The 9,491-nt window shown below is 68.2% G+C and carries 7 protein-coding genes and 2 rRNA genes; 2 read left to right on the top strand and 7 right to left on the bottom strand.

The genetic code is table 11. The features are described from left to right. Positions 1-144 (top strand): 23S ribosomal RNA (locus AB0J97_RS07215); the annotation flags it as partial. A 75-nt stretch (positions 145-219) separates the two neighbouring features. Beyond that, positions 220-336, top strand: a 5S ribosomal RNA gene (rrf, locus tag AB0J97_RS07210). Positions 337-1,258: 922 nt separating this feature from the next. Here the strand turns inward: rrf and AB0J97_RS07205 are convergent. From AB0J97_RS07205 to pstS, 7 genes are all read right to left on the bottom strand, one after another. Further along, complete coding sequence (locus AB0J97_RS07205) at positions 1,259-2,533, bottom strand: PQQ-binding-like beta-propeller repeat protein (RefSeq protein WP_364085631.1); 1,275 nt, start codon at positions 2,531-2,533, stop codon at positions 1,259-1,261. A gap of 473 nt (positions 2,534-3,006) precedes the next feature. Further along, positions 3,007-4,428, bottom strand: coding sequence for a hypothetical protein (locus tag AB0J97_RS07200; protein ID WP_364085627.1), 1,422 nt, complete (start codon positions 4,426-4,428; stop codon positions 3,007-3,009). A 443-nt stretch (positions 4,429-4,871) separates the two neighbouring features. Continuing rightward, positions 4,872-5,597 (bottom strand): response regulator transcription factor, encoded by a 726-nt coding sequence (locus tag AB0J97_RS07195; protein WP_364085622.1) that lies wholly within the window; start codon positions 5,595-5,597, stop codon positions 4,872-4,874. Continuing rightward, positions 5,597-6,373, bottom strand: a complete 777-nt coding sequence (gene pstB, locus AB0J97_RS07190) for a phosphate ABC transporter ATP-binding protein PstB (RefSeq protein WP_364085618.1) — start codon at positions 6,371-6,373, stop codon at positions 5,597-5,599. Before pstB ends, AB0J97_RS07195 begins: the two co-directional genes overlap by 1 nt. Before the next feature lie 15 nt (positions 6,374-6,388). Beyond that, entirely contained in the window at positions 6,389-7,261 is an 873-nt protein-coding gene (gene pstA, locus AB0J97_RS07185; protein WP_364085615.1) for a phosphate ABC transporter permease PstA, read from the bottom strand. Next, positions 7,258-8,238 carry a phosphate ABC transporter permease subunit PstC gene (gene pstC, locus AB0J97_RS07180; protein ID WP_364085612.1) on the bottom strand — a complete coding sequence of 327 codons (981 nt, stop codon included), beginning with the start codon at positions 8,236-8,238 and terminating at the stop codon, positions 7,258-7,260. The genes pstA and pstC overlap by 4 nt, the downstream gene beginning before the upstream one ends. A 6-nt stretch (positions 8,239-8,244) precedes the next feature. Further along, complete coding sequence (pstS, locus tag AB0J97_RS07175) at positions 8,245-9,360, bottom strand: phosphate ABC transporter substrate-binding protein PstS (RefSeq protein ID WP_357697250.1); 1,116 nt, start codon at positions 9,358-9,360, stop codon at positions 8,245-8,247. Between the last annotated feature and the right edge of the window lie 131 nt (positions 9,361-9,491).

The following is a 9,491-nucleotide window of genomic DNA, read 5'->3' as shown; positions in this document are numbered from 1 at the left end:
TAAGCGGGAAGCTCGCCTTGAGATGAGGTCTCCCACCACGTGAGTGGGTAAGGCTCCCGGTAGACGACCGGGTTGATAGGCCGGAGGTGGAAGCACAGTAATGTGTGGAGCTGATCGGTACTAATAGGCCGAGGACTTGACCTCAAAGCATTTTGCTCGCGTCCACTAGGCAATTCTGAGACAGCAAACGGCGTTGTTCGTTTGACAGTTTCATAGGGTTACGGCGGTTATGGCGGGAAGGAAACACCCGGTTACATTCCGAACCCGGAAGTTAAGCTTCTCTGCGCCGATGGTACTGCACTCGGGAGGGTGTGGGAGAGTAGGTCACCGCCGGACAATCTTTTGAAAGGGCTCCGACTTAGGTCGGGGCCCTTTCTGCATTTCTGGAGCATTCTCCACGCGCCTGGTTCTCTTCGAGGGCATATGGGCGTGGTGGTGTGGCTGGCCGCGCTCCGGGATGTCGCGGCTGGTGCTGCGCTCGGGGTGGCGTGAGGTGTGGGCCGGCAGGGTGGGCACTCGCGAGGGTGCGGGCCGGTGCTGGGTGGGCCGGGGCTTCGGGTGCGTGATGGGGCGAGGCCGTGCGATGGGGACTGCGGGATGCGCCGGGTGAAACAGCTGGCGAGCACGATTGCGGGTCCCCTGGCGGGCGGCAGGTGTAGGGCAATGGGCGTGGCGGCGGGTGCTGCGCGCCGGGCCGTCGGCATTTGAGAGGCGACGGCTGGGATGGTGTCGGAGCGGCAGGCCATTGAGAGCGGCGTCACCGGCTCGTTAGAGGCGGGCAGCGAACGGTCCGGTTGACGGGGGCAGACAGCCGACGATCGCCTCCCACTGAAACCGACACCCCACACACCCAGGGAACCAGCCCACACCCTCAGTTCCCCCACCCTCTTGCCCCAGCCCCCAAGGACACCTCCCTGGGGCTCCGCTCAACCACACCCAGGCGCCTCCACCCTCCAGTAGCGCCCCTCACGAGCATCACAACCGCGCCCTCCATGAGAAGGCGAACCCCACCCTGCATCGCCCTCCCGATCAGAGACCTTCACACAGCAGCGCACTGCCCCACCACCGGGCCCGTTTCAAAGCCTTCACAACCCGGGCCTGTCCGAAGCCCTGCGCCTGACAACGTGGCTCTTCCACCACCTGCTTGCGGCAGAGAGGCTCGGTAGGGCGGCGGGGGTTCTAGCGGGGGGCATGTGGGGTTGCTGGATATGGGAGAAGGGCCTCACGCGTGATGCGTGGGGCCCTTCTGCGTTGGAGGTCAGTCGGACTTTGTGTTGACGTAGGTGACGGCGTACTTGGTGGCTACGGAGGTCCAGGGGACGGTGATCACTGCGCCGTTGCGTTCGAAGACGTGGGCCTTTTCGGCTTCCGTGCCGTACTTCTGGGGGAGGGTGGCCAGTTCGGTCACCTTGCCGGTGGCGGCGTCCAGGCGGATGAGGCGGGGGGCCAGGTCGCGGCGGTCGCCCGTTTCCACGGCCAGCAGGCCCTTATCGTCGGCACGGATGTAGGTGAGGATCGTGTCGTGGGTGCCGGAGGATTCCCACAGTTGCTTGCCGGTCTTCAGGTCGAAGGCCAGGGCCTTGTTGCGGGAGCGCATGCTCTGCGGGACGTTCTCCGGGAACGAGGCCAGGTAGAGGCGGTCGCCGTGGATGGTGTAGCGGCGTTGTTCGTACAGGCCGCTGACGAAGGCCACGGTGTTCATGGCGAGCATGTCCACCTCCGCGGTCTTGATCTCGGTCACCTTGGTGGCGGTGTCGGAGTAGACGGTGAAGCTGTTCTGGCCGCCGGACTCGTTGCGGATGATGGCGGGGGAGGCCGACAGGAGGCTGCTCATCAGGCCGAGCTGGCCGAGGGGGGCCTGCTTGGTGATCTTTCCGGTTCCCGGGTCGATGTACTGGAGGCGGGTGCCGCCTCTGAAGGTGCAGTCGAGGATCACGGCGACCCGGGTGGGGGCGGTGTTGATGTCCTTGATATGGCAGCCGTCGTCGCGGGAGGTGGTGGCGCTCCACGCCTTGCGGCCGTCGGAGAGGCGGTAGGCGGTGACCGAGTCGTTCAGCTCGGTGACGGCCACGCCGTCGGCGCTCATGATGCGGGGGACGTTGATGGAGTTCGCGAGGGTGGACTTCTCGGCCGGAATCTTGATCTTCCAGGTGAGTTTGCCCGTGGTGGTGTCGATGCCGGCCAGGTGGTCGCACGAGGTGTTGCTGCCGTACGCGATGGCGGCCTTGCCCTGTGACAGGTCCGGGGTGGCGCCGCAGAGCTGGGCGCCCGGTGAGGGGATGCCCCAGGCGCGTTTCCCGGAGGTGAGGTCGTAGGCCAGGACGCCGTCCTTCTGGGCGCGGATGACGACCTTGTCGGTCAGCCAGCTGCCGAAGGCCAGGGCGGTGGTGAAGTCCCAGCTTCCGGCGTTGGGGAGGGGGACGTCCCATTCACCTGCGCTGTCCCCGCCGCCGAACGCGGTGATGCCCCCGCTGGTGGTTCCCGTGGTGGCGACGAACCAGGCGGTGCCCGTGCTGACGGAGAGGAGGACCACGGCCGCGCCGGTGGCGAGCAGGGCGGTCTTCCACTTGGGGCGGGGGCTCTGCTGGGGGTGCGTGGGCGCGGGGTAGCCGCCGTTCGCGGGAGGCTGCAGGCGTTGTCCGTATGGCGAGGGAGCGCCGGGCGAGGGGGAGTTCGGTGGGTATGCGGCTGGGTTGCCCGTCGGTGGCGGGTAGGGAGCCGCGCCCGTCGGGGGCGGGGGATAGCCCGTCGGGGACTGAGGGTAGGAAGGCGCCCCGGTGGGGGCGTAGGAGGTCGGGCCCGCGGTCGGTTGTGGGTGGCCTGCGGGTGGGTAGGCGGTCGGGGGCGTCCCTTGTGGGGGATATGCGGCGGGGCTCTGGGGCCACGGCTGGGAGGGCGGGGGGTAGGAGCCGGGAGTGGACGCCGGCTGGCCGTACGGGTTGGGGGGTTGGTGGCCGTACGGGCCGGGTGGGGTGTTGGAGTGGTCGGTCATGGTTGGTTCCCCGTTCAGGCCAGCTGCCCGCGGACGTACGACGTCCACTGCCGTTCGAAGTCCGCCTTGCTCACGCCCAGCACCTTGAACAGTGCCGTCTCGCCCTCGTCGCCCTTGGCCCGGTAGGACGCGACCACGGCGGTGGTCAGCTTCTGCTCGCCGTACTTCTGGGCGATGTAGCGCATGGCGAGGTGTCCCATCAGATAGTGCACGTTCGTCATGCCGTTGGAGTCCCAGGACGGGTTGTCAGGGAGATGGCCGGAGAAGGGCGTGCTGAGGCGCCCGGCCACGTACGCGCGGCCTTCCTGGACGCGGATGTTCTGGTTGAGCGGCCGGCCGCGGTTGGCGGCGTACTCGGCGAAGCCCTCGATGACCCAGTTCGGCTTGCCGAAGAGGGAGAAGTCGGCGCTGTCCAGGCCGGCCAGGAGGGAGTGGGCCAGCTCGTGCGTGCTGATCTCCAGGATGCCGCCGGAGGACCGGAAGAAGCTTGAGGTGGTGTCCATGACGACTCGCGTGCCGCCGACCTTCACGTCGTCGCCCAGCGAGTTCCAGGCGAGCATGGGGATGGACACGCCCGCTTCGTGCGCCTTCTCCTTGCGGAACAGGTTGCCGAGCTGGTTCTGTCCCTCCACCAGCGCGACCACGAATCCGGCCGGTACGGGCGCGGACGGGTCGCCGTTGCGCTTCCAGAAGTCCAGGTTCTTCTTCGCCGCGCCGGCGACCACCGGGGCGACGCGCCTGGCCATGGCCGCGTCCTGGGGACGGGCCAGGACGACGCTGGCCCCCGCGCGGACCACGGCGATGTCCGGCCAGATGTCCCACGGGCCCGGGTAGTACACGGACTTGGAGCCTTCGCTCACCATCGGCGGCGGCGCGCCGTCCACCTTGGTGACGACCAGCGGCGCGTCCTTGGACGCCTTCTCCAGCGTCCAGCGGTACCACTCCGAGACCGGCCGCAGGTCGATGCCGGCGAACCGGTGGACGAACGCGACGTCCTGCGTGAACTTCAGGGCCCGCCCGAAGCTGTCCTCGGCGCGGCCCTCGCGGCGCATCACCTTGTACGACGCCTCGCTGAGCGGCACCTTGCGCAGGTTCGTGAACACCTTGCGCTGGTCGCGGATGAGCGCCGCGTTGCCCTTGTCGAAGATGGAGGTGAACGCGTCGGCGTTGCCGCTGCTCAGGGCCTTGCCGTGCTCGTAGACCAGCTTGTTGATCTCCTGGTCGGTGACGACCACGGCGTTCGGGTCGCTCTTGCCCGACGCCTCCTGCCGCAGCGGGTCCTGGACGCCGCCTATGCGCCCCCGCAGGACGAAGCCGACCCCGGCGCCCACGGCGATCGCCGCCACGAGCGAGACGATGCCCATGGTGACCCAGAAGCCGGTCCTGCGCCTGGGAGGAGGAAGAGGAGTGGGAGGTGGTGGTGGCGGCGGCTGCATGCCCGGCCACTGTTGCTGCTGTTGCCCCTGATACTGCGGATAAGTCGGCCCCGTTGTCACTTTTGCCCCGAGAGTGCTGGGAAACCCCGAAAGAGGGGAATCGTACCAGTGGTCACATCGCCAGTCTGGGGGGTGGTCGGAGTCTTCGCGCAAGGTGGAGTAGGTGAAGATGATTTCCAGCCACTCCTGGCGGTCTGTCGTCATTCTTCGTGATAATTCACGGCGTGATCACGGGCGGCGCGAGAACGTTTGGCGAACGGCTGATCACCGCCGGCACGGCCAAGGTCCAGATCCTGATGGCGGCGCGGCGGGATTCATCGAGGCCGGCGGGAGGCGCAGTGGATGACCACGTTCGCCTGATGAAGGCGCTGGTGTCCGGGGCCGCGGGCACGACTACGCGGTCGCCGTCCTCGCCGAGGTGGGGGGCGGCGTCGCCGAACGGATCAGGCGCGGCTTCCGGAGCTGCGCGGCGTGACCAGCCGGTAGCCGACGCCGCGAACGGTCTGAATGAGCCGGTCGTCGTTGTCGCCCAGGCGCGCCCGGAGGCGTTTGACGTGCACCGCGATGGTGTTCGTCGAGGTGGTCGCGGCGGCGTGCCACACGTGCCGCATGATCTGCTCGCGGGTGACCGTGCGGTCGGCGTTGCGCATCAGGTACTGCAGCAGCTCGAACTCGCGCAGCGGCAGGTGCACCGCGCGGCCGTCGACGCGTACCTGATACGCCTGGACGTCCAGCTCGACGGCGCCGACGGCCAGCACCTTGCGGGACTCGGGGGAGGCCGCCTGGATGAAGGGCAGCAGTTCCGGCACCCGGTACGGCCGGGCGACGCAGGCCGCCGCCCCCGCCGCGAGCGCGCGTACGGCCTGCTCGGCGTTGCCCTCGCCGACGCCGAGCAGGACCGGTACGGCTCGTGCGAGCCGTACCGCGCGGACGAACTCCACCGCGTCGATGACCGGGAGCGTGGCCGACACGAGCACCACGTCCGGCTGCAGCGCCCCGGCCTGCAGCAGCCCTTGGGCGCCGTCCGGCGCGCCGGTGACGGCCACGCCCTCGCGTTCCAGCGCCGTGGCCAGGTCTTCGACGACGCCTTCGTCGGGGTCGGCGATGAGCAGTACGGGCTTGGTCCGCGTGTCCCCGTTCATCGTGGATGCCGCCTGCTGTGGGGTCATCAGCCGAAGCGTCCCGTGATGTAGTCCTCTGTCGCCTTCTCCGAGGGGTTGGTGAACATGCGGGAGGTCTCGTCCATCTCGATGACCTTGCCGGGCTTGCCCTGGGCGGCCAGGTTGAAGAACGCGGTCCGGTCGCTGACGCGGGCGGCCTGCTGCATGTTGTGGGTCACGATCACGATCGTGAACTCTTCCTTGAGCTGGGCCATCAGGTCCTCGATGGCCAGCGTCGAGATCGGGTCGAGCGCCGAGCACGGCTCGTCCATGAGCAGGACCTGCGGCTTGACCGCGATGGCGCGGGCGATGCACAGGCGCTGCTGCTGACCGCCGGACAGGCCGGCGCCGGGCTTGTTCAGTCGGTCCTTGACCTCGTTCCAGAGGTTGGCGCCCTTCAGCGAATGCTCCACGATGCCGTCGAGGGTGGACTTGCCGACCCGGCCGTTGAGGCGGAGCCCGGCGGCCACGTTCTCGTAGATCGACATCGTGGGGAACGGGTTGGGGCGCTGGAAGACCATGCCGACCATCCGGCGGACCGAGACGGGCTCGACGGTGGGGGCGTACAGGTCCTCGCCGTCGAGCAGGACCTTGCCCTCGACGCGGGCGCCGGGGATCACCTCGTGCATGCGGTTGAGCGTGCGCAGGAACGTCGACTTGCCGCATCCGGACGGGCCGATGAACGCGGTGATCGAGCGCGGCTCGATGGTCATCGACACGTCTTCGATCGCCTTGTGCGACCCGTAGTACGCGTCGAGGCCCGAGACCTGGATCTGCTTGGACATTGTGGCGGTTACCCCCTATCGGCCCCTGGCGGGCCTGCGCCACCAGGCGATCAGGCGCGCCACCAGGTTGAGCAGCATGACGATCAGGATCAGCGTGAGGGCTCCGGCCCAGGCGCGGTCGATGGCGGTGTCGTTGGGACGGGCCGCCTGGTCGAAGACGAAGAGAGGAAGGCCCATCTGCGGCCCGCTGAACGGATCGTTGTTGATGGAGTCGGTGAAGAACACCGTGAGCAGCAGCGGCGCGGTCTCGCCGGCCACGCGGGCGACGGCCAGCATGACGCCGGTGACGATGCCGGTGAACGCGGTCGGCAGCACGACCTTCAGGATCGTGCGCCACTTGGCCACGCCCAGCGCGTACGACGCCTCCCGCAGGTCGTTGGGCACCAGCCGGAGCATCTCCTCGGCCGATCTGACCACGGTCGGCATCATCAGGATCGACAGCGCGAGCGCGCCGGCGAACCCGGAGAACGGGTTGCCCAGGAAGAGCACCCAGAAGGCGAGGATGAACAGGCCGGAAACGACTGAAGGGACGCCGGTCATGACGTCCACGAAGAAGCTGATGGCCCGGCTCAGCCGGCCGCCGTGGCCGTACTCGACCAGGTAGATGGCGGTGAACAGGCCGATCGGGACCGAGATGAGCGAGGCCAGCAGGACCTGCTCCAGCGTGCCGATGATGGCGTGGTAGGCGCCGCCGCCGACGTCGCGGGCGCCGATGTTCCGCATCGAGTGGGTGAGGAACTCCAGGTCGAAGCGGGGCAGGCCGTTCGAGATCACCAGCCAGAGGACCGAGATGAGCGGCACCACGGCCAGCGCGAACGCCAGATAGACCAGCCCCTGGACGAACCTGTCCTTGATCCGGCGGCCGGTTGAGATGTGCTGGATGGTCATGCCCCTACCGCCCTGAACTCCTTGCGCCGGTTGATCACCATGCGTGCGCCCATGTTGACCAGCAGCGTGATGACGAACAGCACCAGACCGGAGGCGATCAGCGCACCTCGGCCGACCTGCGTGGCCTCGCCGAAGCCGTTGGCGATGTTGGCCGCGATGCTGTTGGCGTGCGGGGTGAGGATCTCGAAGCTGATGTCGAAGGTGGCGGGGAAGATCAGCGCGACCGCGATGGTCTCGCCCATCGCGCGGCCGAGGCCGAGCATGGCGGCGCTGATGACGCCCGGGCGGCCGAACGGCAGCACGGCCATTCTGATCATTTCCCAGCGGGTGGCGCCGAGCGCCAGGGCCGCCTCCTCGTTCATCTTCGGGGCCTGGAGGAAGACCTCGCGCGAGATGGCCGCGATGATCGGCAGGATCATGATCGCCAGGACGATGCCGCCGGCGAGCATGGTCTTGCCGCCGATGGCCCCTTCGCCGGAGAACAGCGGGAACCAGCCGAGGTTCTCGTTGAGCCACTGCGACGGCGTGCGCAGCAGCGGCACCAGGAACGTCACGCCCCACAGGCCGTAGACGACGCTGGGCACGGCGGCCAGCAGGTCGACCAGGTAGCCGAGCGGCCCGGCCAGGCGGCGGGGCGCGTAGTGGGAGATGAACAGCGCCACGCCCACCGCGATGGGGGTGGCGATGACCAGCGCGATCGCCGAGCTGAGGACGGTGCCGAAGGCCAGCGCGCCGATGCCGAACACCTGGCTGCCGTTGGGCTCCCAGATCAGGTCGGTGAAGAGGTTGCCCTTGTTCGCCTGCAGGGCCGGGACGGCCTCGCTGATGAGGAAGACGGCGATGGCCGCCATGATCCCCAGCAGCAGGACGCCGGCACCGGTGGAGACGAACTTGAAGGGGCCTTCACCATGGCTGCGCCGCGAGGCGGACCGGCCCGTGGCCGGCCCGCCCCCACGGGTACGAACGTTGGTCGTCATGTTCTGCTAGGAGATCGCGCCGACGGCGGTGCGGACCTTGGTGAGCAGCTCGCCCGCGAGCGGGGCGTAGCCGAGCTCCTTCAGCGCGGCCTGGCCCTCGTCGCTGGAGGTGTAGGTGAGGAACTCCTTGACGATCTTCGCCTGCTCGGGCGCGAGGCCCTTCTCGCAGGTGATCTCGTACGTCACCAGGACGATCGGGTACGCGCCCGCGGTCTTGGTGGCGTAGTCGATGCTCAGCTTCAGGTCGTTGCCGGTGCCGGTGATCTCGGCGGTCTCGACCGTCTTGGCCGCGCTGTCGGCGGTCAGCTCGACGAACTCGCCGGAGCCGTTGGCGACCTTGGCCTTGCTGAGCTGGGAGTTCTCGGCGAAGGAGAGCTCGACGTAGCCGATGGAGCCCTCGGTGCTCTTGACGCTGGCCGCGACCTGGTCGGAGCCCTTGGCGCCCTGGCCCTTGGCCTCGGCGGGCCACGCCTTGGCGGGCTCGTACGGCCAGCCGGCGGTCGCCTTGAGGAACTTGGTGAAGTTGTCGCTGGTGCCCGACTCGTCCGAGCGGTGGAAGGCCGAGATCGGCGTCGACGGGAGCTTGGCGTCGGGGTTGTCGGCCTTGATGGCCGCGTCGTCCCACTTGGTGATCTTGCTGTCGAAGATGCCGCCGATGGTCTTGGGCGACAGCTGCAGGCCGTCCACGCCGGGGACGTTGTAGACCACCGCGACCGGGCCGGTCACCATCGGGATGTTGATGGCCTTGCCGGTCTTGCACCGGGCGTCGGCCTGGGCGGGCTCGCCCTTGTCGTCCTTGAGGGCGGAGTCGGAACCCGCGAAGTCGACCGTGCCCGCGATGAACGACTGCACACCGGCACCCGAACCGCTCGGCTGGTAGTTCAGGCTCACGCCCGAGTTCTTGGCCTGGAAGTCCTTCTTCCACTGGTCGATCGCGTTGGCCTGGGCCGAGGAGCCGGCGGCGTTGATGGTGCCGCTCAGGCCGTTGTCGTTGCCCGCGGCGGGTGCGCTGGCGGCGGTGGTGCCGTTCGTGCTCCCCGAGCTGTTGTTGTCTGTGCCGCACGCAGCGAGCGAGAGCGCGCCGACGACGGCGACGGCGGCGAGCCGGCCTGCATACTTCACGGTTGGGTTCCCCTCACTTGGTCCTTAGTCGTCCATGAAGTTATGCAGGCAAAGTGACTCAGACCCCCCAACAAGGGTGAACGTTCGGTGAACGCGCCTGGTCATCTCCATCAATTTGACCAGGGAAGATG

This window comes from Nonomuraea sp. NPDC049607 (genome assembly GCF_040675375.1).
Classification (GTDB): domain Bacteria; phylum Actinomycetota; class Actinomycetes; order Streptosporangiales; family Streptosporangiaceae; genus Nonomuraea.
Note: the sequence above shows the minus strand (reverse complement) of the source record. Positions and strands in the feature narration are given on the sequence as shown.